This is a genomic window from Citrobacter sp. Cpo012 (assembly GCF_030333015.1).
Taxonomy (GTDB): Bacteria; Pseudomonadota; Gammaproteobacteria; order Enterobacterales; family Enterobacteriaceae; genus Citrobacter; species Citrobacter portucalensis.
The window spans coordinates 255,388-279,604 of record NZ_JAOWGR010000030.1 but is presented as its reverse complement, the minus strand read 5'-3'; the positions used below and the strand labels follow the sequence as shown (position 1 = coordinate 279,604).

The following is a 24,217-nucleotide window of genomic DNA, read 5'->3' as shown; positions in this document are numbered from 1 at the left end:
CGTTGTCTACCCGATGATATAGGGGATATTGCTGAACAGCGTACGCACGTAGTCGAGCAGCAGGTTAAGCATCCACGGGCCAGCAACGATAATGGCAATAAACACCGCGACAATTTTGGGGATGAAGGACAGCGTCATTTCGTTAATCTGGGTCGCCGCCTGCAGAATACTGATGATAAGACCCGTGATGAGAGCGACCAACAGCAAAGGCGCGGCAAGGGCCAGGGCGACTTTCATCGCCTCTGTGCCCATCATCATGACCGATTCAGGAGTCATTTCGCGCCTCTAACTGTAAAAGCTTTGTGCCAGCGAGCCGACAAGTAGCTGCCAACCGTCTACCAACACAAACAGCATCAGCTTGAACGGCAACGCGATTGTGGCGGGCGGGACCATCATCATCCCGAGCGCCATCAACACGCTGGCGATCACCAGGTCGATAATCAGAAACGGAATAAAAATGGTAAAGCCTATCTGGAATGCTGTTTTCAGCTCACTGGTTACATAAGCGGGCAGCAAAATCCGCATCGGCACGGCTTCTGGTCCCTGTAACGGACCGCTGTTTGCTAAGCGCGCGAAGAGTGCCAGATCGGCTTCACGGGTCTGGCGCAACATAAACTCACGCAGCGGCTGGGCGCCTTTCTCCATGGCTTCCTGCATGGAGATCTTCTCTTCGCTGAACGGTTGGTATGCGTCAACGTAGATTTTATCGATCACCGGCGACATGATGAAAAAGGTCAAAAAGAGCGCCAGGCCCAGGAGCACCTGGTTAGGTGGTGCTGAGGGGGTACCCAGCGCATTTCGCAGTAGACCAAAAACGATGATGATGCGGGTGAAGCTGGTCATCATCAGCAAAATTGCAGGCAGGAACGTCAGCGAGGTGATGAACACCAGCGTCTGCACGGGTAACGTCCAGTTTTGTCCGCCGCCCGGCAAAGGCTGACTGACCAGACCCGGGAGTTGGGCGAGGGCAACGGGGCTGAAAAGCCACAAGCCTGCCAGCGTAAGGGATAACAAACGGCGCATCAGGATCTCCCAGGACGCTTCAGCAAACTCTTCATCATGGCCTGGAAATCCGCAGGGGAGGCCGTTTTTTCTTCTGCATCGGCAGGTGCCGGGGGCAGGGTGTGCAGGACGTTAATCTGCGAGGCTGTGACGCCTAGTACCAGACGGGCATCTTCGACCTCGACAATCACCACGCGCTCACGTGGACCCAGTGAGGTGCTGGCCGTAACTTTTAGCCCGCGCGTACCGGCACTTTTAGGGGCAAACCCCAGACGTTTAATGACCCAGGCCGCCGCCAGGATCAAGACGATGATCCCGAGCAGCGCGCCGCTTACCTGCACCAGCGGTGAGCCGGGAACGGCGGCGGGTTGAGAAACGGTAGCCTGGGTATTCATGATTAACGGCTCAGACGGCGCATACGTTCAGACGGGGTGATAATGTCAGTGATACGCACACCGTATTTGTCCGCAACTACGACGACTTCGCCCTGGGCAATCAGATAACCGTTGATCAGAATATCCAGCGGTTCGCCTGCCAGACCATCCAGTGCGACAACCGAACCCTGCGTCAGACGCAGCAGCTCTTTGATGGTCATGCGGGTACGGCCCAGTTCGACGGTCAGCTTGACCGGAATGTCCATGATCAGGTCGATGTCCTGCAAAGCACCGCTGACGTCGCCGCCACCTAACTGCTGGAATACCGCATCGGCCGCACTTTTGGTGGGCGTGGTTTTTTGCTCGTTTAACGCGTCAGCCCACAGATCGTCCAATGCGCCAGTGTTCTCATCGGACGGATTATTCATATCACTCATTTGGGCTGTTCCTCATTCAGCGAATTCAAAATCGGGTTTATCAGATGTTCTACGCGTAACGCATACTGACCGTTTACGGTGCCATACTGGCTGGTCAGCACAGGCACGCCGTCCACATGAGCAATAATGCGGTCGGGTTTTTCAATCGGCAGTACATCGCCGGGTTTCAGTTTTAAAATCTGGGATAGCCGCAGCGGAATGTCGGCAAAGTTTGCCACCAGCTCCAGCTCAGAATGCTGAACCTGACGCACCAGATTATTGCGCCAGTTCTGATCTTCATTACGTGAGTTTTCCAGCGGCGGATTCACCAGCAGCTCACGCAACGGTTCAATCATGCTGAATGGCAGACAGATGTTAAATTCACCTGTCAGGTTGCCAATTTCAACGTGGAACGGGGTGTTCACCACAATGTCGTTCGGAGAGGTAGTGATATTGGTAAATTTCACCTGCATTTCCGAACGGACGTATTCCACTTCCAGCGGGTTGATGGCCTTCCACGCGTCGCTGTAGCTTTCCAGCGCCAGCTTAAGCATGCGGTTGATAACGCGCTGTTCCGTGTGCGTAAATTCGCGACCTTCGACTTTCGTCGGGAAACGACCGTCACCGCCAAACAGGTTGTCTACGGCGATAAATACCAGACTCGGTGAGAACACCACCAGACCCGTACCGCGCAGCGGCTTCAGGTGGATTAAGTTCAGGTTGGTCGGAACCGGTAAGTTGCGCGCAAATTCATGGTATGGCTGGATACGGATCGCACCCACGGTAATATCCGGGCTACGGCGCAACAGGTTAAATAACCCCATACGGAACTGGCGCGCAAAGCGTTCGTTAATGATCTCCAACGCCTGTAAACGCTCACGTACCACGCGACGCTGAGTGTTGGGATCATAAGGACGAATATCGCTTTCTTTTGCGATACCTGAAATGGGTTCGTCTTTGGTTTCGCTATCGCCGTTGAGCAATGCGTCGATTTCAGCCTGAGAAAGAATACTGTCGCCCATGTCTTTACCGCAGAATAAAAGCTGTATAAAGAACGTCGGTGACAACCTGTTTCGGCTGCCCAACAACGAGCGGAGTCGCCAGCGTCTCTTTGATGGCGGTAATCAGCTGTTGCTTACCTTCCTCGGTGGCGAGTGTGGCTGCATTCTGACGAGAGAACAGCAGCAGCAAGCGGCTGCGCACTTCCGGCAGATATTCGTTAAGACGTGAACGTGTCGCCTCATCTTTCATGCGCAGCGTGATACCGATATACAGCACACGGTCTGCATCACCCAGATTGACGGTAAAGGTATCCAGCGCAAAGAACACCGGGGCTGGCGGTGGAGGCGGTTCCGCTTTGACGCTGGCGGACGGCTGCTGCTGCATGCGCCAGTAGCTATAACCCGCAGTTGCGCAGGCGGCGAGGGTAATTAATACCAGCAGAGGGATCCAAATAGCGCGTTTACTTTTTTTGTTAATCGCGGAGTCAGTCATCAGATACGGGCTTCCTGTTTCGGTACAGCTTATGGGCTGATTATCCCGTGTCCTGTCCACGACAAAGCGTGGAAAAGACGCGGATAATCATGCTACCTCTGGCGTTAGGCGAAGATGTCTACTGCGCCATCGCCGCGGGCAGCGGCTTGCAGCGAGGCTGGGGTTGCCAGTATTGCGTCATCTTCAGCGGCAAAAATGTCTTGTCCTTGAGCGCGACCAGCCTGCTGTTGCTGCCCGGAAGACTGCTGTTGTCCGGCGAAGCTTTCACTGCTGATGTTGCTTTGCCCCAGTTGAATGCCGCTTTCAGCCAACTGCGTACGCAGCATCGGTAATGCGGCTTCCAGTGCGGCGCGCACGTGACTGTGCGGTGATACCATTTGCAATTGTGCGAGGTTGTCGTCCAGCTTGAGGGAAATATGTACCTGACCCAGGTCCTGCGGATGCAGACGCAGCTCTGCGCTTTGCTGGCCCTGGCGCGTAAACAATGTGACGTGCTGGCTCAGCGATTGCTGCCATTCATGGCTACCTAACGGAGCGCTTAACACTGGCGCTGCCGTCGGTAACGGTTGTGCGTGTGTTTGTGGACCACTTAGCGGGGCCGCAGTCATGCCAATGCTAGTCGGTGACGGGGTGCTGTCGATTTCAGCTCTGGCGTTCGCCGCCGCCGTCAGCGGGGTTAGTGCTGTATTGTTTGCCTGATTAGCACCACCGCCAGCAAGTGTGACATCCGCTTTGCCTTTTTTGGCATCACCCGGCAGCAATTCGTCTGCATTATCAGTCGTCGCGCCGTGTACCGCGCCACGTGACAACACCGAAAGCGTGGCATCAACCGGGGCTGGTGCGCTGTCGACGGCAGGCGTAGCCAGCGGTTGTCCTGGCAGCATGGCGAACAATGCGCTCAGATTGGCGAGATCGTCATCACTCAGCGTAGTATTTTTTTCGTCCTGCTGAGCGACTTTGCCCAGCGTCGTCAGGGCATTAGCTTTCAGTGAAGGTGTGAGAGCAGACAACAGTTGCTGAGCGTCTGTCATGTCGGCAAGAGAAGACTCGGTTTGTAGCTCCTGTTGCGCCAACAGATCGGTTAATTTGACCGACTGTGCGGCATCGCCATTTTTTTGCAGTAATCCTTTCTGCAGCTTACTGCTGGCCGCCTGTAAGTCGGCAAGCGACAGCGGAGCGTCTTTACCCTGCGCGTCGCCCGCACCTAATGCGCCAGCCAGCAGCGCTAAAAAATCCTCGGGTGAATCTACCGCTTTGCCTGACTGAAGACCTGCGGCTACGTCTGTGTCGGTGGTAATCAGTTGGGGTAAAGTAATCATTCGGGTTTCCTCATAGCTGCGCGCTGAGCAAATTCATCCATTTTTTTCTGATCCAGACGGTTTTCGGCCAGTAACGCCGCCGAGGTTTGTCTGTCCTGCAACGTCTGCCACGCCTGTAATCGCTGTTTTTTGTCGCGCCAACTGTTCAAAGCCATGTCCACTTTTTGCGTCCACTGATTGAGCTGTTGGCGGTGTTGCTCAATCGCTTTTTCCAGCGTCTGAATAAATTGCTGGTAGTTAATCCAGCGATTGCTGGTAATACCCTGGCCCATATAGGTATTCAGATTGTTGCGATACTCATGCTGATAATCGATCAGCATTTTTAACTGTTCTTCTGCCTGCTGACAGCCACGACGCATCTCTCCTAATAAGACAGCGGCGTCATCTACCTCTTTTTCAGCCAGGTCTTTCAGTGTTGCTAACGCACCATGTTGTGCCATGACCTATGCTCTCCTGCTTAATCACACACCAGGGAAAATCAGTTCTAAAGCTTGTAGAGAATCTTCCCAGTCAGCCCGTTCAAAGATGCCTTGCTGTAAAAACGCTTCCAGCTGTGGCCATAAGGCGATGGCTTTATCCAGCATTGGATCGCTGCCTTTGGCATACGCCCCCACGCTAACCAGATCGCGGTTACGCTGGAAGCTGGACAGCAACTGTTTAAAGTTGCGCACCCGTGCGTAATGTTTTTCACTAATGAGCGCGGTCATGGCGCGGCTGATCGAGGCTTCAATATCGATGGCCGGATAGTGACCCGCCTCGGCCAGATGACGTGACAGCACAATGTGGCCGTCCAGAATTGCGCGCGCGGAATCGGCAATCGGGTCCTGCTGGTCGTCACCCTCGGTCAGTACCGTATAAAACGCGGTGACTGAACCGCCGCCGTGAATACCGTTCCCGGCACGTTCAACCAGCGCCGGTAATTTGGCGAATACTGACGGCGGATAACCTTTAGTCGCCGGCGGCTCGCCGATCGCCAGGGCTATCTCACGTTGCGCCATCGCATAGCGGGTGAGGGAATCCATAATCAGCAATACGTGCTGTCCGCGATCGCGGAAATCTTCGGCGATGCGCGTGGCGTAGGCCGCGCCTTGCATACGTAACAGCGGCGAGACGTCCGCCGGAGCGGCAATCACTACCGAGCGTGCGCGACCGTCAGCGCCGAGAATATTTTCAATAAAATCTTTAACTTCGCGGCCACGCTCGCCAATCAGGCCCACGACGATGACGTCGGCCTGGGTATAACGCGCCATCATGCCGAGCAGGACGCTTTTACCGACGCCGGAACCTGCGAAAAGCCCCATACGCTGGCCGCGACCTACGGTTAACAACGCGTTGATGGGGCGTACACCGGTATCCAGGACGTGTTCAATTGCGGTACGTTGCAGCGGGTTAAACGGCGGTGTAATCAGCGCGCCGGTTTCGGTGGTATCCGGGGCGGGCAGTCCGTCGAGCGGTTTGCCGCTGCCGTCCAGCACACGCCCCAGCAGAGCAGGGCCAAGCGGTAATTGCTTCCCGCTTTGCAGACCTTCTCCGGCAATGTTCTTCGCGTACACGCGCGCCCCGGGCAGAACGCCTTCGACCTCTTCGAGCGGCATCAGAAACAGACGTTGACCGTTAAAACCCACGACTTCACTTTCGACTTCCTGGGTTTCGTTGCCGTCCTGGCGTTCAATGACGCAGGTGGCACCCAGCGGCAGCTGTAACCCCGTGGCTTCCAGCACCAGCCCGGTTGCGCGGGTCAGGCGACCGTAACGACGCACTGCAGGCAGCAGCGACATTTTCTCTTCGAAGTTGTCCAGCGTATTGAGCCAGCGAGTCAGGCGAGTGGTCATTACACAACTCCCGGCGCTGCCAGACGGCAGAGTTCTTGCCAGCGCGTGGCGACGCTGGCATCCAGATCGCCTTCGTCGGCTGAAACTTTACATCCGCCGTGATGCAGCGTGGGATCGCCGCGCAGCCGCCAGCCGTGCAGGCTGAGAGTGGCACCGAGCATCTCCTCAACACGCTGGAGATCGTCCGGATGTACGCGCAACTGTGGCTTACCGCTAAACAGCGGTTCCTGTTGCAATAACTGTTGGATCTGCTTAATCAGCGCAGCGTTATCCACGATAGGCGTCTGACCAATCACCTGACGCGCAGCTTCCAGCGCCATTTGCATCAGGCGCGAGGCAATGACGCTGTCCAGTGCGTCCAGCGTATTCTGAAACTCGCTCACCAGTTGCTGCATACGGGCATGAATCGGCGCATGCTGCGCACGCGCCTGGTTCTGGCCTTGCTCCAGCCCCTGGCTCAGACCTTCCTGATAGCCTTGTTCATGACCCTTTTGTCGACCTTCCGCCAGCCCCGCGTTATACCCTTGCTCATGGGCCTGCATTTGCAGCTGTGCGAGCTGTTGTTCAAGCTGTTGCTCTGCGGAAAGCTCGGGTTCTTCCGTCTCTTCGGACAGCGGCGTTTCGCTGTGGTCGGCCAGCACGAACTCTGCCATCGGTGGGGCGAGATCGTCCGGAGTCCAGACTTTCCACGGCAGTTCGTTAGACATAGGTATCCTCGCCGCTGCCGATCACCATCTCGCCGGTTTCCGCCAGACGACGCACAATAAGCAGAATCGCTTTCTGTTCGTTTTCCACCTGCGACAAGCGCACCGGACCGCGGTTGGCAAGGTCGTCGCGCAGAATATCGGCAGCACGTTGCGACATGTTGCGCAGGAACTTCTCGCGTAGCGGCTGTTCGGCACCTTTCAGCGCAATCAGCAGCGATTCGGAATCCACTTCCTGCAGCAGGCGCTGGATACTGCGATCGTCGACGTCCACCAGGTTTTCGAACAGGAACATCTCGTCGATAATTTTCTGCGCCAGTTCGCCGTCGAATTCGCGCACGGCGGTGATAACCGCTTCTTCCTGCTGGGTTTTCATCAGGTTGATAATTTCTGCCGCCGTTCTCACGCCGCCCATTTTGCTGCGCTTGAGGTTCTGGCCATCGAGCAGACCGTTCAGTACCTCGGTCAGTTCTGCCAGCGCGGCAGGCTGTACGCCGCCGAAGGTGGCGATACGCAGCATCACGTCGTGACGTAAACGCTCGTCGAACAGCGCCAGAATATCGGCGGCCTGGCCCCGTTTGAGGTGCACCAGAATGGTGGCGATAATTTGCGGATGCTCGTCGCGGATAAGGTCGGCGGCGCTTTGCGGCTCCATAAAGTTGAGCGTTTCAATGCCGCTGGTGGTATCGCGGGTTTCCAGAATATCTTCCAGCAGGCTGGAGGCGCGTTCCTCGCCCAGCGCTTTCACCAGCACCGAGCGCAGATATTCGTTGGCATTGATATTCAGCGCGGCAAACTGTTCTGCTTCTTGCTCAAATTCGGCCAGCACTTCAGTCAACTGTTTGTTGGAGATCTGGCGTACGTTCGCCATCGCTGTACTCAGCGCCTGAACTTCGCGCGTGGAAAGGTGTTTAAACACCTCTGCCGCGCGATCTTCGCCAATGGTCATCAGCAGGATGACGCTTTTATCGGTACCGGTAAGGGCATTACTCATGATCGTTACTCATCCACTGGCGAATGACCAGCGCCACGACGCGCGGATCGTTATCTGACATTTCACGAATACGCTGGCTCATCACTTCTGCACCCAGACGCTGATTCGTACGACGCTGCTGGGTCTGTTCGTCTTTGCTGAGGCGAACTTCTACCGCTTCTTCGGTTTCCTGACGAATACGCGTTTGTTCTTGTACCGCTTTTGCTTCTTCGCTGCGGCGAACCAACTGCGGGCGAACAGCTTTGCGCCACAGAATCCAGGCAACTAGCAGAACCAGTAACCAACGGCCTGCGGTCATCAACTGATCAATAAAGAACGGCTGTTTCCAGAACGGCAGCTCGCCAATGGAATCGTCGGTCGCCGTGAACGGAGAGTTCACCACGTTCAGGGTATCGCCACGTTTGTCGGAGAAGCCCATCGCTTCGCGGGTCAGATCCTCAATCTGTTTCATCTGATCGGCGGTTAGCGGCAGCGGTTTGCCGTCCGGCAACGTTTTATAGTTGACCACCACTGCAACCGAGAGACGCTGCACATCCCCGACGTTCATTTTGGTGTGGCGAATGGTACGGTCGACTTCATAGTTGCTGGTTTCATTGCGCTGCGTACTGCGTGGACCGGCATTATTGCTGTTATTTGCCGTCTGCGTGGTTTGCGCATTTTGCTGATTAGCCGGAGGGTTGGCGATTGGCGCGGTATTTGCCGGTGCTGGCTGATTAGACAATGCGCCCGGTACGCCGCCTGGCGCTCCGCTTCCGACCTGCTCGCTGACGTTTAACTGGCGTGAACGCAGCACGGCCTGGGAATCATCACCGTTTGGACGGTACTGTTCTTCGGTTTGCTCTTTATTAGCAAAATCCAGCTGCGCGGTGACCTGCGCATGTACGTTACCGTTGCCGACAATCGGCGACAGGATCGATTCGATACGACGTTGAACGCGGCCTTCGACATCGCTGGCGTATTTCAACTGCGCATCGTTAAGATCGCGGCTGCTGGTGTTCGACTGAGTTAACAGATGACCTGCCTGGTCGACCAGCGTAACGTTGCCCGGCGGTAACCCTGCGACAGCGCTGGAAACCAGATGCGTGACCGCACTGATTTGACCTTCATCCAGTGCGCGACCCGGTTCAAGGTTAACGGTCACGGAGGCTGAAGGCGCTTTTTGCTCACGCACAAACAGCGACGGTTTCGGCATTGCCAGATGCACGCGGGCGCGTTTTACCGGTCCCAGCGTTTCAATGGTACGGGCTAATTCACCTTCCAGCGCACGCTGGTAGTTGACCTGCTCGCTAAACTGGCTGATACCAAACTTTTCCTGATCCAGCAGTTCAAAACCAACGGCGCCGCCTTTCGGCAGGCCTTGCTGCGCCAGACGTAAACGTAGTTCGTGGACTTTATCGGCAGGAACTTCTATAGCACCGCTTCCCTCTGTAAAACGATAGGGAACGTTCATCTGCGTCAGTTGGGTGACAATCGCGCCACCATCCTGATCGGAAAGATTGCTGAACAGCGTGCGATAGTCAGGCGCTTTGGCCCACAGGACCATCGCCACGATGATAGCGACGGCAGCGGCTCCCGCCACAATCAACGGAATTCTGGGATTCGCGCGCAGGCGGTTTAACCACTCGAGAGGTTTAAGCTGGGTTGCAGTCGATGCTGTCGCACTCATCTCGCACCTCGTGGCTTATCGTGGACGGCGTTTTTTGCAAAGTGGAACAAGACTCACTCCCGGGTCAGCAAACTCGAAAAATTGACGGTCTCATTATTTGCGGTTTCGAATTTTTCTATGCGTTAAAAACCGTGGTTTTTTATCGTTATTTAACGCCTTTATCTTATTGACTAACTGGTAATCTCAGCTACGTAAAAAATCATCCAGGGGATCAGAATGTCGGCAATACAGGGGATTGAAGGGGTCATCAGCCAGTTACAGGCCACGGCGATGTCAGCAAAAATGCAGGATATGCAGCCACAACCGACCGTGAGTTTTGCCGGACAACTGCATGCGGCGTTAGACAGAATCAGCGATGTGCAAACCGCGTCCCGTACGCAGGCGGAGAAATTTACCCTGGGTGAGCCGGGTATTGCGTTAAATGATGTGATGACCGATATGCAAAAGGCGTCGGTATCGATGCAGATGGGTATTCAGGTGCGTAATAAACTGGTGTCGGCGTATCAGGAAGTCATGTCGATGCAAGTGTAGGGGCAACATGCAGAGAATGTTTGCCGGATAAGCGCAGTGCCATCCGGCAACCAGTTACTTCTGAATCAAATAGCGGATCGTTGGACCATCCTGCTGAATATCCAGCACCGTATAGCCGTGATTACGCGCATCCAGTGGAATATTGTTGATTGACTGCGGGCAATCGCTCACCACTTCCAGAATTTCACCTTTCTTCAATTGCGGCATCGCTTCCAGCGTGGCTACAGCCGGGTATGGACACGGTTCGCCGACCATATCGAGGCGATAATCAGGCACGATATTTTTCATACAGACTCCTTGGCAGGCGTCAGCCCTGCGCGACGGAAGAAACGTTTTTCCCAGCCGATAATGAGCATCAGCGTGGCAAACAACAGCAGATAGGTCACCAGCAGACCGCCGAGCGGACCGAAGGTGTTGAGCAGATTCACTTTGTCCCAGTTGGTGGCAAGCGCGGGAGCAAAATCATCCCAGTAGTAGGCCAGAATGGTCGAGCCAATAACGTTGCCCAGACCAACCCACCAGTAATGCACCTGGCCTTCAACGGCGCGATACATCCAGCCGGTTTCACATCCGCCCGCTAAAACGATGCCAAAGCCGAACAGCAAGCCGCCGATCACCGCATTTGGACCCGCCCACATGATTTTAGGCTCGACGCCCAGTTGCACGTAGCTAAAGATACCGATGGCGCTGACCGCCATCCCGAAGATGATCGCTTTTGCCATATGGGTGCGACCGGAAATCCACAGGTCGCGGAAGGCTGAAGTGAAGCAGATTTGCGCCCGTTCAATCAGCAGTCCGAACCCGACGCCGAACAGCATCGCCAGACCGAGCTTGGGTTTATCCATCGCGGTGAGTAGCGCCCAGCCGATCATGCCGATAAACACCAGCATGCCCAGGCGGAAACGGCGACGGGCCTGATCCGGCTTTTGCGTTAACGGCGAAGCGGCGGAGACTTTCTGCATTTTGACCGGAATACGGAACATTGGCAGCAGGGTAAAGCGTGCACCAAACCAGGAGCCAATAGCCGTGGCCAGCGCAAAAAACCAGGCGTGTAGCGAGAACTGCGGAATGCCGGTGAAGAATGCGGCCAGGTTACAGCCCATTGCCAGCCGTGCGCCGAATCCGGCGATTGCCCCGCCGACTATCGCCTGCATAATGCGCACTCGACTGCGCGGCATGCGTAACTTGACGTTGTTGGCCCACAGTGCGGCAGCAAAACAGCCGCCGAACATACCGAGGATCATCATGCCGTCGATGCGGGTCAGGGGCGAGCCTTCGAGATGGATCAGCTTGTAGTATCCCCACTCTTCGGCGTGCACACCAAACAGTTGCAGGATTTGACCACCCCAGCGGGTGAATTCACCGGTAACGGCCCAGAAGGTTCCCGTAATGCCGAAATAGTAAGTAGAGAGAATACCCGCTGCGATGACCGCAGGGGCGGGGGCCCAAAATTTAATCAACCAGGCCTGTTTGAAGTGTTGCCATGACATGCGTTGTGCCTCTGAACTCAGAAGGTATGTAACAAGAAGTGTGGATACTACACCGTTCAGAATTTTTGACTATGAGTAATAAGAGGTAACACCGTCTGGATCAATCTTTCTCAACGCTGCCGAAAGGCTGGCGACATCAGGCCTTTAATGCCACAATCCCATTTTCTTCGCATGCAGGATGAATGATGAAAAAATTAGCAATCGTTGGTGTATTTCTGGCGCTTACCGGATGCGCCGAAGTAGAAAATTATAACGACGTGGTGAAAACGCCAGCGCCAGCCGGTCTGGAAGGATACTGGCAGTCAAAAGGTCCACAACGCAGTCTGGTCAGCCCGGAAGCCATTGCCAGCCTGGTGATAACGAAAGAGGGCGATACGCTGGATTGTCGCCAATGGCAGCGGGTGATCGCGCTGCCGGGGAAACTGACGATGCTCTCTGGCGATCTCACCAACGTGACGGTGAAACGCGAGCTGTACGAGATCGAGCGCGAAGGCAATACGCTGGAATATGACGGTATGACGCTGCAGCGGGTGGATCGCCCGACGCAGGAATGTGCTGACGCGTTAAAGAAAACGCCGCTGGCAACACCGCTGCCATAAGCCGTACGCCCCGGTAACCATCGGTCACCGGGGTTGAGCTTTACAACACGTCTTCAATCACCCACACGCTGACGCTCCCGCCGTTACAGAAAAACGTCGCTTCGCCGTTTTCATCGGTGACCACGCTTTCTTCACGATTTCCCAGATAGTCGCGCCAGGTTTTATTGCCATAATTGGCGCCGAGATTGATGGTCTTTTCTCCGTCATCGCCGTTAGACAGCACCACCACACAGCCGGGATCCTCATCCGTGCCGCTGCGGCTAAAAGCGATACAGTTAGGGTGATCGAAAAAGAGCGTCTGTACCCCGTGCGCGAAGCGCTGGCGCGCGAGGATCAGTTCATCAAGTTGTTCAATGATCGGCATGTCGATAGGATAGGTTTCGCCATCGCCGCCGGTGTCTTCGTAATGCGCTCCGTAGAGGTCAGGGTAAAACACCGACGGTACGCCGTTTTCGCGTAACAGGATCAGCGCATAGGCCAGCGGCTTAAACCACGGCTCGACGGGAGCTTCGAGTGCCTGCAATGGCTGTGTGTCGTGATTGGCCACCAGCGTGACGGCATGAAAAGGATCGGCCTCCACCAGAGTGTCGGTGAAAATCTGGCTCATGTCGTAATCGCGGCCCTGACGGGAGGCCTCGTGGAATTTCATCTGCAAAGGGGCGTCGAACAGCATGGTTTTCCCCTCCACCTGATTAATGTAGGTTTGCAGCTTATCGACTTCATGGGACCAGTATTCCGCCACAATAAACAGCGGCTTGGGTGCAACCTCCTGCACGTGCTCAATCCACTCTTTGTAAAACCATGCCGGAATATGTTTCACCGCATCTAAACGAAAACCGTCACACTGGGTTTGCTCCATTACCCAACGCGCCCAGTATTTGAGCTCTTCTGTCACCGCGTGATTGCGAAAATCAATGTTTTCGCCCATCAGATAATCAAAATTACCCAACTCATCGTCCACCTGATCGTTCCAGCCTTCTCCGGTGTAATCGTTAACGATTTTAAAAATCCCGTCTTCGGTTGGGTTCTCGATATGGTCAATGCCGCTGAAGCATTTAAAGTCCCAAATGAATTGCGAATACTGGCCAGCGCGGGCAGGGAAGGTATAGCGCGTCCAGCCTTCGCACTCGACAATCTCATCATCTATTTGCGTGCGATCTTCGGCGTTAACGCGCTGGACGCGGATCTTTTCATTCTCATCAGCGCCCATTTTGTGGTTAACCACCACGTCCAGCAGTACGGCAATATCATTGTGTTTCAGTGCGTCAATCGCCGCCAGCAGTTGGTTTTTATCACCGTACTTGGTGGCGACGGTTCCCTTTTGGTCGAATTCGCCCAAGTCAAACAGATCGTAGGAGTCGTAGCCAACGGAATAGCCGCCGGACGCGCCTTTATAAGCGGGAGGCAGCCATACCATATTGATGCCGATATCATTCAGACCGCCTGCGCGTTCGGCAAGCTCGGGCCAGAGTTGACCGCCATCAGGGTAATACCAGTGGAAGTACTGCAATAACGTGGGATTTTTCATCTTCCGTGCTCCAGAAGTCGTTTGGCCGACCTCTGGAGTATGGAAGATAATTCAGACGAGACGGGAAATTATTGTGGCGAGGTGGGGGCGTCGGGTACCAGCAGCATGCCGGAAAGACGACCATAGGCGTTATTCAGCGTCTTTTGGCGTGTCGACTGGCCAATGAGGTTACTGAGCTCATCCAGGCGCTGCTGCAACAACGTTTTGAGTAATTGTTCGTTATCCAGCGTTTGCTTAATATACCCGGCAACCAAGTCCTGAATACTTCGCGTAATGCCCGGTGGAGTTTGCTCTTCCATGACCACTTCAATACTTTGCAGATAGGTAACTTCCTGTTCCAGTAAAAGGTCCCATTCACCGCGCTGCGCCAGTTCCAGCAGCGAGTGACTGAGTAGCGCGATGCGCTGCCAACGGTTGATAAACTCCACGGCTGAGGTCATTAACGAGACTCCTGGGACGACGCTTTCGGTGAGATCTGTTTCCAGGCATCTGCAATGTTGCCGAGTAACCCTTCGACTTCTTCAATGGCCTGACAATCATTACGCAAGTTAGCTTGCAGTAAACGGCGGATCATATAGTCATACAGCGAGGACAGGTTGGTGGCGATTTCACCGCCAGTTTCCTGATCCAGGCCTGCTTTCAGACCATTGTCGATAATGTTAATGGCTTTGCTTAAGGCCTCACCTTTGGCGACGATATCACCCTGTTGCATAAACAGGCGAGCGCGCACGAGGGCGCTATTCGCGCCGTCAAACAACATTTCAATCAGCTGATGTGGGCTGGCGCTCATCACGGCGCTTTCCACGCTGACCTGTGCATAGGCTTTGGTACCGCTCGCGGTATACATGCTTACCTCGTGTTATCAGGATTTATTCATCGCTGTAAATTGTTGGCCCAGATAGGTACTGGTGTTATTCAGCTTGCTCATCATGCTATCAAGCTGGGTAAACTGCGCCGTATAGCGCGCAACCATGTCATCAATGCTGGCGCTAACTGACAGATACTGTTTGGTCAGTTTTTTCAGCGTGGCGTTAATGCTGTCTTGCGCATTGTCGATAATGCCGTCATCAGCGAGATAGCTTTTTACTTCAGCCGCAATTTTGGTGGTGATGCCGGTTTCTTTGCCGTCGCCTGCCAGCAGTTCGCGAACTGAGGCGGTGTTTTCGTCCAGCGCTTTTTTCAGTTTGGTATCATCGATGGTCATCTTGCCGGTTTTGCCATCCTGCTTGATGCCAATTTCATTCAGCGTCTTAAAGGCACCTTCGCTACCAGAGTTGGCAAACTGCGCGCGAATACCGGTCTGAATGGTACGCACCACGCTATCCCCGACCAGCGCGCCGTTGTCTTTGTCCTGACCTTCCGCACCTGCGTCTACGGCTTTATATTTGGTCAGCGTATTAAAGGTATCGATCAGTGAGTTATAGGCATCCACCCAGCCTTTAATCGCTTCCGTAGCTTTCTCATTGCTTTTCGTGACGGTGACACGCGCGTCGGTGACTTTTTTGGTCAGTTCCAGCGTCACGCCCTGCGGGGCATCGGTGACTTTGTTACTCTGACGTTCAATATCGATACCGTTCATCGTGAGCTTGGAGTTTTGGGCCTGAACCAACTCGGTCATTTTTCCGGTGCCGGTTGTACTGTCGTAGGCCAGCATATCGTTCAGCTTGCTGTCGCCGTCAACAGAGATGGTCATTTTGCTGTCCATACCTTCTGCTGCGGTCAGCACCAGTTTGAACTCACCATCTTTCACCTTCACTATACTGGCGGAGATTCCGCTATCGGTATCGTTAATCGCCTTACTGATATCGTCCAGCGTGGTTTTGTCTTGCGACAGTTTAATCTCCAGCGGCTCTTTACGACCCGGCTGATCAATCTTAATTGTACGGGTGGCAGAACCATCACCCAGCGCCTCTTTGTTTGAAGCAACTGATTTGGTGCTCAGAGACTGCGCCTGGGCCAGCTGCGTGACGCTGATGGTATAAATACCCGGTGCCGCGCCGGCTTCGGTGGTCACTTTCAGGTCTTCAGTACTGCTGGTCACATTACTGCTTCTAAACAGTTCCGGTTTATTTAACGCGGTATTGGCCGTCTGGAATTTTTCCAGCGCACTCTTCAGCGTACCGTAAGCCGTCAGACGGGCGGTATTGTCGGTCTGTTGCTGAGTAATTGGATTTAAACGTTTTTTCTCAGCGATAGTCAGGTTGTTTAGCAACGTGTCCAGTGGTAAGCCTGAGCCTACGCCTAATGATGTAAATGAAGCCATGCCCGATTCCTTGTGATTGCAAACAATTGTTAAGCGGGTTATCGGCAATCTGCGCGCAAAGTTTAATGATAGTTTTGTCAAAATAATGCGCGGAATAGTGGTGCATATAGAGGGTATTTCACGGACTAAGAAAAAAGAGAGCGGAAAGTAAAAATTTTCTAAAGTTCGAATTTAAGGTGCCGATACATGGGTTACGGTCAGAAACCGTGGGCAACAGCCCAATAACATCGAGTTGTAATTGATAAGGAAAAGATCATGGCACAAGTCATCAATACAAACAGCCTGTCGCTGTTGACCCAAAACAACCTGAACAAATCTCAGTCCGCTCTGGGCTCCGCTATCGAGCGTCTGTCCTCTGGTCTGCGTATCAACAGCGCGAAAGACGATGCTGCTGGTCAGGCGATTGCAAACCGTTTCACCGCTAACATCAAAGGTCTGACTCAGGCTTCCCGTAACGCTAACGACGGTATCTCTGTTGCGCAGACTACTGAAGGCGCACTGTCTGAAATCAACAACAACCTGCAGCGCGTTCGTGAACTGTCCGTACAGGCAGCAAACGGCTCCAACTCTGATTCCGATTTGACTTCTATTCAGGACGAAATTAATCAACGCCTGGCAGAAATCAACCGTGTTTCCGAGCAAACCGACTTCAACGGTAAAAAAGTTCTGAATCAGGACGGTCAACTGACTATTCAGGTTGGGGCAAAAGATGGTGAAACAATCACCATTGACCTGAAAAAAATTAACAGCGATACGTTGAAGCTTGATGACTTGGACGTTACAAAGATCGCAACAACCCTGAGCAAAGGTGCTAAGGTTAATACTGACGTTGCAGTAGCTGCCGGTGTAATGCAAAGTTCGGGTGCTGCAGTAACATGGGGGGGCACACCTGAATTATACAAAGACCCAGCGGATGGCAAATCATATATTAAAGATGGTACAAAATTCTATTCCGCCAGTGTAGATAACAAAGCAGGTACTATTACATATGATCCAACCGAGTTAGCTGGTGCAGACTTGACTAAAGCACAAGCAGCAGCAGGTATTCCAGCTAATAAAGTTGATAACATTCAAAAAGAAGTAGCATTTACTGGTGCAGGATTAGGTGCTGGTGAAAGCGTTATCACATATAAAGACACTGCCACAAATAAAATGGCTTATGCTATAAAACAGGCAGATAATACCTACGAAAAAGTGACATTTAGTGCCGCAGGTGCAGCTGTAAAAGGTACTGGTGGCGTGAGCCCAGATATCAGCCTTGATCCGCTGAAGAAAATTGATGCTGCGCTGTCTGATGTAGACAAGTTCCGTAGCTCCTTGGGTGCGATTCAGAACCGTTTTGAATCTGCAATTACCAACCTGGGCAATACCGTGAACAACCTGTCTTCTGCTCGTAGCCGTATCGAAGATTCCGACTACGCGACCGAAGTGTCTAACATGTCTCGTGCTCAGATCCTGCAACAGGCGGGTACTTCTGTTCTGGCGCAGGCTAACCAGACTACGCAGAACGTTCTGTCTCTGCTGCGTTAATTTACGCTCATTGCGCAAACCCCGCTCCGGCGGGGTTTTTTACATTTAGCTTTACCCGTAACCCCCAAATAACCCCCCATTTCACCCACTATTCACCCGATTAAAACCCCTGCAGAAACGGATAATCATGCCGATAACTCATTTAACGCAGGGCTGTTTATCGTGAATTCACTGTATACCGCTGAAGGTGTAATGGATAAACACTCGCTGTGGCAGCGTTATGTACCGTTGGTGCGTCACGAAGCATTGCGCCTTCAGGTGCGTTTGCCGGCGAGCGTAGAACTGGATGACCTGCTACAAGCGGGCGGCATCGGGTTATTGAATGCCGTTGACCGATATGACGCTTTGCAAGGAACGGCATTTACCACTTACGCAGTGCAGCGTATTCGTGGAGCAATGCTGGACGAACTACGTAGCCGGGATTGGGTGCCGCGTAGCGTTCGGCGCAATGCTCGCGAAGTGGCACAGGCGATGGGACAACTGGAGCAGGAATTAGGGCGCAACGCGACGGAAACCGAAGTGGCGGCGCGTCTGGCTATTCCTGTGCAAGAGTATCGTCAGATGTTGCTCGATACCAATAACAGCCAACTCTTCTCTTATGACGAGTGGCGGGAAGAGCATGGCGATAGTATCGAGCTGGTGACGGAAGAACATCAGCAGGAAAACCCGTTACAACAGCTTCTTGAGGGTAACCTCCGCCAGCGCGTGATGGACGCGATCGAGGCGTTGCCGGAGCGCGAAAAGCTGGTGTTAACGCTGTACTACCAGGAAGAGCTGAATCTGAAAGAGATTGGCGCGGTACTGGAAGTCGGGGAATCACGGGTCAGCCAGTTGCACAGTCAGGCCATCAAACGTCTACGCACCAAACTGGGTAAGCTATAGGGGTACATCATTACCCCTGAACAATGCCGCATTACGAATTGACTACCAGGAGTTCTCATGACGGTGCAGCAATCAAAAAGACGGCCTCTAAGCCGCTACCTCAAAGATTTCAAACACAGCCAGACGCATTGCGCCCATTGCTTTAAGTTGCTCGACCGGATCACGCTGGTTCGTCGTGGGCAAATTGTGAATAAAATCGCCATCGCCCGACTGGACACTTTGTTGGATGAAGCCGAGTGGGAGCAGGAGAAAAAAGAGTGGGTGGCACTGTGTCGTTTTTGTGGTGATTTGCATTGCAAAGAGCAGAGCGACTTTTTCGACATTATTGGTTTTAAGCAGTTTTTATTTGAGCAGACCGAAATGAGTCACGGCACGGTACGTGAATACGTTGTCCGCCTGCGTCGCCTCGGGAATCACCTGACCGAACAAAATATCTCTCATGACCTGCTGCAGGAAGGGTTCCTCGACGAAAACCTTGCCCCGTGGCTGCCGGAAACCAGCACCAACAATTACCGCATCGCCTTGCGTAAGTATGAGCAGTTCAAAGCCCATACCCATATGGGACATATGCAGAAATCCTCCTGGACAGCCAGTTCTGATATATATTAAAAACGAATAAGGTGTAACAGAGTCGTGTTTGTGGAACACAGTAAACGCTTTACACTGTAGTCATAAATGATAGTCACTAATGACAATATTCGGGGTAACTATGAAATTAGCACTTCTGGGACGTCAGGCTCTGATGGGTGTAATGGCTGTTGCACTTGTCGCTGGAATGAGCGTAAAGACTTATGCAGATGAAGGTCTGTTAAATAAAGTTAAAGAGCGCGGCACGCTGCTGGTGGGCCTGGAAGGGACCTATCCCCCGTTTAGTTTTCAGGGCGATGACGGCAAGCTGACCGGTTTCGAAGTGGAGTTTGCTGAGGAACTGGCCAAGCACCTTGGGGTGAAAGCTAACCTGAAGCCGACCAAGTGGGACGGTATGCTGGCCTCTCTTGATTCCAAGCGCATTGACGTGGTCATCAACCAGGTGACCATCTCTGACGAACGTAAGAAAAAATACGATTTCTCTACCCCGTATACGGTTTCTGGTATTCAGGCGCTGGTGAAGAAAGGTAATGAAGGCGTTATTAAGACCGCTGCCGATCTGAAAGGTAAAAAAGTCGGCGTTGGTCTGGGCACCAACTATGAAGAGTGGCTGCGCCAGAACGTGCAGGGCGTGGATATTCGTACCTATGATGATGACCCGACCAAATACCAGGATCTGCGTGTAGGCCGTATCGACGCCATTTTGGTTGACCGTCTGGCAGCGCTGGATCTGGTCAAGAAAACCAAGGATACGCTGGCTGTGACCGGTGAAGCATTCTCCCGCCAGGAGTCCGGCGTGGCGCTGCGCAAAGGCAATGAAGATCTGCTGAAAGCGGTTGATGCGGCCATTGCTGAAATGCAGAAAGACGGTACGCTGAAAGCTCTGTCTGAAAAATGGTTTGGAGCGGATGTGACGAAATAATCGGCATCCGATGAAAAAAGGCGCCTTTAACAGCGCCTTTTTTTATTTCATTGCGCCTGAGCGTGCATAATAAAAAGAACATCACAACAACGAATACCGGAGGCTGTATGCCGCTGCATAACTTAACGCGCTTTCCACGTCTGGAATTTATTGGCGCGCCAACGCCGCTCGAATATCTTCCACGTTTCTCCGACCACCTCGGGCGCGATATTTTCATCAAACGCGATGACGTCACGCCGATGGCCTTGGGCGGCAATAAGCTGCGTAAGCTGGAATTCCTGGCCGCAGACGCACTGCGTGAAGGTGCAGATACGCTGATAACCGCGGGTGCCATCCAGTCTAACCACGTTCGTCAGACGGCGGCGGTAGCGGCTAAGCTTGGTCTGCACTGCGTGGCGCTGTTGGAAAATCCGATTGGCACTACTGCGGAAAACTATCTCACCAATGGCAACCGTCTGCTGCTGGACCTGTTTAATACGCAAATCGAAATGTGCGATGCGCTGACCGACCCGAATGCGCAGCTTCAGGAACTGGCGACGCGCATTGAAGCGCAGGGGTTCCGCCCGTATGTGATCCCCGTTGGTGGTTCTAACGCCCTGGGCGCATTGGGGTATGTGGAAAGCGCGCTGGAAATTGCCCAGCAGTGTGAAGGGGCCGTTGCGCTTTCTTCCGTTGTGGTGGCATCGGGCAGCGCGGGAACGCACGCCGGGCTGGCCGTGGGCCTGGAACAACTGATGCCAGACGTCGAACTTATCGGCGTGACCGTCTCGCGCAGCGTCGCCGATCAAAAGCCCAAAGTAGTAACGTTGCAGCAGGACATTGCCCGCGAACTGGAACTGACGGCCTCGGCGGATATCCTGTTATGGGACGATTATTTTGCGCCGGGCTACGGTACGCCAAACGAAGAGGGCATGGAGGCGGTAAAACTGCTGGCGCGACTGGAAGGCATTTTGTTGGATCCGGTGTATACCGGTAAGGCGATGGCGGGTTTGATTGACGGTATCAGCCAGAAACGCTTCAAAGACGAAGGGCCAATCCTCTTTATTCATACCGGTGGGGCACCTGCACTGTTTGCCTACCATCCTCACGTGTAACAACCAGGTCGAAAAACGCTAATGCATGAAAGTATCCAACTGGTAATTGATTCTCTGCCGTATCTGCTCAAAGGCGCGGTTTTTACGCTGCAACTGAGTATCGGCGGGATGTTTTTTGGCCTCGTGCTGGGGTTTATCCTGGCGTTGATGCGTTTGTCGCCGCTGTTGCCTGTGCGCTGGCTGGCGCGTTTTTATATCTCTATTTTTCGCGGAACACCGCTAATTGCCCAGCTGTTCATGATCTATTACGGTCTGCCGCAGTTTGGTATTGAGCTTGATCCCATCCCGGCGGCGATGATTGGCTTGTCGCTGAATACGGCGGCCTACGCTGCGGAAACTCTGCGTGCGGCAATCTCTTCCATCGATAAAGGGCAGTGGGAGGCAGGTGCCAGTATTGGTATGACGCGCTGGCAGACCATGCGCCGGGCAATCCTGCCGCAGGCTGCGCGCGTTGCGTTGCCGCCGCTGAGCAACAGCTTTATCAGTCTGGTGAAAGATACCTCTTTGGCCGCCACTATTCAGGTACCGGAACTGTTCCGTCAGGCGCAGCTGATTACCTCGCGTACGCTGGAAGTCTTTACGATGTATCTGGCGGCCTCGTTGATTTACTGGGTGATGGCGACGGTACTTTCTGCACTGCAAAACTATTTTGAAGAACAACTGAATCGCCAGGAGAGAGAGCCGAAATGAGTGCTATCGAAGTCAGAAACCTGGTCAAAAAATTTCATGGGCAAACGGTGCTGCATGGGATCGATCTTGACGTCAAACCTGGTGAAGTAGTAGCGATTATTGGGCCGAGCGGATCGGGCAAAACCACGCTGCTGCGTAGCATTAATTTGTTGGAGCAACCGGAGGCGGGCACTATTAAAGTGGGTGAGATTACCATTGATACCGCGCGTTCGTTGACTCAGCAGAAAGGGCTGATTCGTCAGTTACGTCAGCACGTCGGTTTTGTGTTTCAGAACTTTAATTTGTTTCCGCATCGGACGGTGCTGGAAAACATTATTGAAGGGCCGGTGATAGTCAAAGGTGAACCAAAAGCTGAAGCGACAGCTCGTGCGCGTGAATTGCTGGCGAAAGTCGGGCTAGCAGGTAAAGAAACCAGCTATCCGCGGCGTTTATCGGGCGGACAGCAGCAGCGCGTAGCGATTGCCCGAGCGCTGGCGATGCGACCTGAGGTTATTCTTTTTGATGAACCGACCTCCGCGCTCGATCCGGAGCTGGTTGGCGAGGTACTTAATGCCATCCGCCAGTTGGCGCAGGAAAAACGCACCATGGTAATTGTGACGCATGAAATGAGCTTTGCTCGCGATGTTGCCGATAGAGCAATATTTATGGATCAAGGACGGATAGTGGAGCAGGGACCCGCAAAATCCTTATTCACGCATCCGCAGCAGCCGCGTACCCGCCAGTTTCTTGAGAAGTTTTTGATGCAATAAATAGTGCATATAGCACTCGTCGGAATTGTTTCTGGCGAGTGCTGTTCGCATAACTATTTATAATTATTGCTTTATTATTAACGCTTGAATCTGTTACTTCCTTCCACTGCTGAGTAATACTCAAGTAATTCTTCATTTGTCCGATAATTTGCATATATAAAATACATTTATGTGTTAGCTTGTTTCATATGTTTGGATGATTATCAATCTCAGGGGCATTACCACTTAGTATGCAGGATCATGATTTCTTCACCTGGCGACGGAGCATGCTGTTACGCTTTCAGGAAATGGCGACGGCAGAGGATGTCTATACGGAATTACAACAACAGACGCAGCACTTAGAGTTCGATTTTTACGCGCTCTGTGTTCGTCATCCGGTACCTTTTACCCGACCTAAAACGTCTCTTCATACGACCTATCCCAAAGCATGGGTGGCGCATTATCAGTCCGAAAATTATTTCGCCATTGATCCGGTGCTGAAACCTGAAAACTTCAGTCAGGGGCATTTACCCTGGAACGATACTCTGTTTCGCGATGCGCAACCTTTGTGGGACGCCGCACGCAATCACGGTTTACGCAAAGGGATGACGCAATGCTTAATGTTGCCTAATCGGGCGTTGGGTTTTTTATCGGTATCGCGTGCAAGTATCCGTAACAGTCGCCTTGCGAGCGATGAAGTGGAGCTCAGGATGCAGCTTCTGGTGCGGGAAAGCCTGTCTGTACTGACGCGGCTGGAAGATGACATGGTTATGGCGCCAGAAATGCGCTTTAGCAAGCGGGAAAAGGAAATATTGAAATGGACGGCGGAGGGGAAGACCTCTTCAGAGATAGCCATCATTCTGTCTATTTCTGAAAATACTGTAAACTTCCACCAGAAGAATATGCAAAAGAAATTCAATGCACCAAACAAAACGCAGATAGCCTGTTATGCCGCGGCAACCGGGCTTATCTGAGTAAATTATCGTTCTGAGTGTCAGACGCAAAACCGGCTGAGAGCATTGCTATCAGCCGGTTTCTTTTTACTGGCGGTAAGCTTGTTTAATTTGCTTAACCGTGTTGGAAAATACCGCCGCCTGTGATTGATCTTCAATCAGCGCGAGCTGTTTTTCCATTTTAAGAATCACGCGGCCTGCATCGGCTTGACCCATTGCCTGCAGCATCAGCGTTAACATGGCTTTCAGGCAGGTGACTTCATTGGCCAGTTCCTGGTTATTCTCAGCAGTGGAAAAGTCAGGCGTACTCATTTATTTTCCTCGTTATGTTTCAATGAAAAAGTGCGATGTCAAATCTTAAGGCGGCGGAGTATACCATAAGCGAGGCTAAAAATATCTGTGGTTGTTTTTTGCGCGGACCAATGTTGTGGACATTAAAATAAACAACATGTTGCAGTGCATATATTTTCTCCACATGTTGTTTATTTCGAGTATTTTCCTCGTTAATTATTGTTACAACTTTGACTGCCTATTTTGCATTCAGCGGGGGAATATGAATTTTTTGTCACTATTCTGAAACAGCTATGCAGATATAACCGTGGCAGAAGGCTGTCAGGA

30 protein-coding genes are annotated in these 24,217 nt (G+C 52.9%); 10 read left to right on the top strand and 20 right to left on the bottom strand.

Annotated elements, in window-relative coordinates; translation table 11 throughout:
- Positions 1 to 6: 6 nt before the first annotated feature.
- From fliQ to fliF, 12 genes are all read right to left on the bottom strand, one after another.
- Complete coding sequence (gene fliQ / locus OGX90_RS03605; protein ID WP_008785117.1) at positions 7 to 276, bottom strand: flagellar biosynthesis protein FliQ; 270 nt, start codon at positions 274 to 276, stop codon at positions 7 to 9.
- 9 nt (positions 277 to 285) lie between these two features.
- The gene (fliP, locus tag OGX90_RS03600) at positions 286 to 1,023 is read right to left on the bottom strand and encodes a flagellar type III secretion system pore protein FliP (RefSeq protein ID WP_003834056.1); all 738 of its coding nucleotides are present in this window, start codon (positions 1,021 to 1,023) and stop codon (positions 286 to 288) included.
- The gene (fliO, locus tag OGX90_RS03595) at positions 1,023 to 1,400 is read right to left on the bottom strand and encodes a flagellar biosynthetic protein FliO (RefSeq protein WP_103014243.1); all 378 of its coding nucleotides are present in this window, start codon (positions 1,398 to 1,400) and stop codon (positions 1,023 to 1,025) included. Before fliO ends, fliP begins: the two co-directional genes overlap by 1 nt.
- Positions 1,400 to 1,813, bottom strand: a complete 414-nt coding sequence (fliN, locus tag OGX90_RS03590; protein ID WP_003030433.1) for a flagellar motor switch protein FliN — start codon at positions 1,811 to 1,813, stop codon at positions 1,400 to 1,402. The genes fliO and fliN overlap by 1 nt, the downstream gene beginning before the upstream one ends.
- Positions 1,810 to 2,814, bottom strand: a complete 1,005-nt coding sequence (gene fliM / locus OGX90_RS03585; protein ID WP_003030434.1) for a flagellar motor switch protein FliM — start codon at positions 2,812 to 2,814, stop codon at positions 1,810 to 1,812. The genes fliN and fliM overlap by 4 nt, the downstream gene beginning before the upstream one ends.
- Before the next feature lie 4 nt (positions 2,815 to 2,818).
- A complete protein-coding gene (fliL, locus tag OGX90_RS03580; RefSeq protein ID WP_003834054.1) occupies positions 2,819 to 3,286 on the bottom strand; it encodes a flagellar basal body-associated protein FliL in 468 nt (155 codons plus the stop codon).
- A gap of 104 nt (positions 3,287 to 3,390) precedes the next feature.
- Positions 3,391 to 4,605 carry a flagellar hook length control protein FliK gene (gene fliK, locus OGX90_RS03575; RefSeq protein ID WP_234692080.1) on the bottom strand — a complete coding sequence of 405 codons (1,215 nt, stop codon included), beginning with the start codon at positions 4,603 to 4,605 and terminating at the stop codon, positions 3,391 to 3,393.
- Positions 4,602 to 5,045, bottom strand: a complete 444-nt coding sequence (fliJ, locus tag OGX90_RS03570) for a flagellar export protein FliJ (protein ID WP_234692079.1) — start codon at positions 5,043 to 5,045, stop codon at positions 4,602 to 4,604. The genes fliK and fliJ overlap by 4 nt, the downstream gene beginning before the upstream one ends.
- A gap of 21 nt (positions 5,046 to 5,066) precedes the next feature.
- The gene (gene fliI / locus OGX90_RS03565) at positions 5,067 to 6,437 is read right to left on the bottom strand and encodes a flagellar protein export ATPase FliI (RefSeq protein ID WP_003030440.1); all 1,371 of its coding nucleotides are present in this window, start codon (positions 6,435 to 6,437) and stop codon (positions 5,067 to 5,069) included.
- Complete coding sequence (gene fliH, locus OGX90_RS03560) at positions 6,437 to 7,144, bottom strand: flagellar assembly protein FliH (protein ID WP_003834049.1); 708 nt, start codon at positions 7,142 to 7,144, stop codon at positions 6,437 to 6,439. Before fliH ends, fliI begins: the two co-directional genes overlap by 1 nt.
- Positions 7,137 to 8,135 (bottom strand): flagellar motor switch protein FliG, encoded by a 999-nt coding sequence (gene fliG, locus OGX90_RS03555; protein WP_003030443.1) that lies wholly within the window; start codon positions 8,133 to 8,135, stop codon positions 7,137 to 7,139. Before fliG ends, fliH begins: the two co-directional genes overlap by 8 nt.
- Positions 8,128 to 9,801 (bottom strand): flagellar basal-body MS-ring/collar protein FliF, encoded by a 1,674-nt coding sequence (gene fliF, locus OGX90_RS03550; protein ID WP_286623152.1) that lies wholly within the window; start codon positions 9,799 to 9,801, stop codon positions 8,128 to 8,130. Before fliF ends, fliG begins: the two co-directional genes overlap by 8 nt.
- Positions 9,802 to 10,017: 216 nt before the next feature.
- Here fliF and fliE point away from each other — a divergent pair, with 216 nt between their 5' ends.
- On the top strand, positions 10,018 to 10,332 hold the full coding sequence (gene fliE, locus OGX90_RS03545) for a flagellar hook-basal body complex protein FliE (RefSeq protein ID WP_003030448.1): 315 nt from the start codon (positions 10,018 to 10,020) through the stop codon (positions 10,330 to 10,332).
- Positions 10,333 to 10,386: 54 nt separating this feature from the next.
- Here fliE and yedF read toward each other — a convergent pair whose 3' ends face one another.
- Together yedF and yedE are read right to left on the bottom strand one after the other, a co-directional pair.
- Positions 10,387 to 10,620 (bottom strand): sulfurtransferase-like selenium metabolism protein YedF, encoded by a 234-nt coding sequence (gene yedF / locus OGX90_RS03540; RefSeq protein ID WP_000790504.1) that lies wholly within the window; start codon positions 10,618 to 10,620, stop codon positions 10,387 to 10,389.
- The gene (yedE, locus tag OGX90_RS03535; RefSeq protein ID WP_286623150.1) at positions 10,617 to 11,822 is read right to left on the bottom strand and encodes a selenium metabolism membrane protein YedE/FdhT; all 1,206 of its coding nucleotides are present in this window, start codon (positions 11,820 to 11,822) and stop codon (positions 10,617 to 10,619) included. Before yedE ends, yedF begins: the two co-directional genes overlap by 4 nt.
- A 185-nt stretch (positions 11,823 to 12,007) precedes the next feature.
- Between yedE and yedD the strand changes: the two genes are divergently transcribed.
- Positions 12,008 to 12,421, top strand: coding sequence for a lipoprotein YedD (yedD, locus tag OGX90_RS03530; RefSeq protein ID WP_003030454.1), 414 nt, complete (start codon positions 12,008 to 12,010; stop codon positions 12,419 to 12,421).
- Positions 12,422 to 12,461: 40 nt separating this feature from the next.
- Here yedD and amyA read toward each other — a convergent pair whose 3' ends face one another.
- The 4 genes from amyA to fliD form a co-directional block, all read right to left on the bottom strand.
- The gene (gene amyA / locus OGX90_RS03525) at positions 12,462 to 13,949 is read right to left on the bottom strand and encodes an alpha-amylase (protein WP_286623146.1); all 1,488 of its coding nucleotides are present in this window, start codon (positions 13,947 to 13,949) and stop codon (positions 12,462 to 12,464) included.
- Positions 13,950 to 14,017: 68 nt separating this feature from the next.
- The gene (gene fliT, locus OGX90_RS03520) at positions 14,018 to 14,389 is read right to left on the bottom strand and encodes a flagella biosynthesis regulatory protein FliT (RefSeq protein ID WP_008785101.1); all 372 of its coding nucleotides are present in this window, start codon (positions 14,387 to 14,389) and stop codon (positions 14,018 to 14,020) included.
- Entirely contained in the window at positions 14,389 to 14,796 is a 408-nt protein-coding gene (fliS, locus tag OGX90_RS03515; protein ID WP_019077068.1) for a flagellar export chaperone FliS, read from the bottom strand. The genes fliT and fliS overlap by 1 nt, the downstream gene beginning before the upstream one ends.
- Before the next feature lie 15 nt (positions 14,797 to 14,811).
- Positions 14,812 to 16,212, bottom strand: coding sequence for a flagellar filament capping protein FliD (gene fliD, locus OGX90_RS03510; RefSeq protein WP_267428597.1), 1,401 nt, complete (start codon positions 16,210 to 16,212; stop codon positions 14,812 to 14,814).
- A gap of 255 nt (positions 16,213 to 16,467) precedes the next feature.
- Between fliD and OGX90_RS03505 the strand changes: the two genes are divergently transcribed.
- The 8 genes from OGX90_RS03505 (at position 16,468) to sdiA (ending at position 23,620) form a co-directional block, all read left to right on the top strand.
- Positions 16,468 to 17,742, top strand: coding sequence for a FliC/FljB family flagellin (locus OGX90_RS03505; RefSeq protein ID WP_286623141.1), 1,275 nt, complete (start codon positions 16,468 to 16,470; stop codon positions 17,740 to 17,742).
- Between the two features lie 162 nt (positions 17,743 to 17,904).
- Positions 17,905 to 18,624, top strand: coding sequence for an RNA polymerase sigma factor FliA (locus OGX90_RS03500; RefSeq protein WP_003030465.1), 720 nt, complete (start codon positions 17,905 to 17,907; stop codon positions 18,622 to 18,624).
- A gap of 57 nt (positions 18,625 to 18,681) precedes the next feature.
- Positions 18,682 to 19,233, top strand: coding sequence for a flagella biosynthesis regulatory protein FliZ (fliZ, locus tag OGX90_RS03495; protein WP_003030467.1), 552 nt, complete (start codon positions 18,682 to 18,684; stop codon positions 19,231 to 19,233).
- A gap of 100 nt (positions 19,234 to 19,333) precedes the next feature.
- Positions 19,334 to 20,134 (top strand): cystine ABC transporter substrate-binding protein, encoded by an 801-nt coding sequence (gene tcyJ, locus OGX90_RS03490; RefSeq protein WP_003030469.1) that lies wholly within the window; start codon positions 19,334 to 19,336, stop codon positions 20,132 to 20,134.
- 107 nt (positions 20,135 to 20,241) lie between these two features.
- Positions 20,242 to 21,228, top strand: a complete 987-nt coding sequence (dcyD, locus tag OGX90_RS03485; RefSeq protein WP_212025387.1) for a D-cysteine desulfhydrase — start codon at positions 20,242 to 20,244, stop codon at positions 21,226 to 21,228.
- 21 nt (positions 21,229 to 21,249) lie between these two features.
- Positions 21,250 to 21,918 carry a cystine ABC transporter permease gene (tcyL, locus tag OGX90_RS03480; protein WP_003030474.1) on the top strand — a complete coding sequence of 223 codons (669 nt, stop codon included), beginning with the start codon at positions 21,250 to 21,252 and terminating at the stop codon, positions 21,916 to 21,918.
- Entirely contained in the window at positions 21,915 to 22,667 is a 753-nt protein-coding gene (gene tcyN / locus OGX90_RS03475) for an L-cystine ABC transporter ATP-binding protein TcyN (RefSeq protein ID WP_286623135.1), read from the top strand. The genes tcyL and tcyN overlap by 4 nt, the downstream gene beginning before the upstream one ends.
- A gap of 230 nt (positions 22,668 to 22,897) precedes the next feature.
- Entirely contained in the window at positions 22,898 to 23,620 is a 723-nt protein-coding gene (sdiA, locus tag OGX90_RS03470) for a quorum-sensing transcriptional regulator SdiA (RefSeq protein WP_008785095.1), read from the top strand.
- A gap of 66 nt (positions 23,621 to 23,686) precedes the next feature.
- Here the strand turns inward: sdiA and OGX90_RS03465 are convergent, their stop codons facing one another.
- Together OGX90_RS03465 and OGX90_RS23870 are read right to left on the bottom strand one after the other, a co-directional pair.
- Positions 23,687 to 23,911, bottom strand: a complete 225-nt coding sequence (locus tag OGX90_RS03465) for a DUF2594 family protein (RefSeq protein ID WP_003030482.1) — start codon at positions 23,909 to 23,911, stop codon at positions 23,687 to 23,689.
- A gap of 19 nt (positions 23,912 to 23,930) precedes the next feature.
- Entirely contained in the window at positions 23,931 to 24,074 is a 144-nt protein-coding gene (locus tag OGX90_RS23870) for a hypothetical protein (protein WP_418219448.1), read from the bottom strand.
- Positions 24,075 to 24,217: the final 143 nt, after the last annotated feature.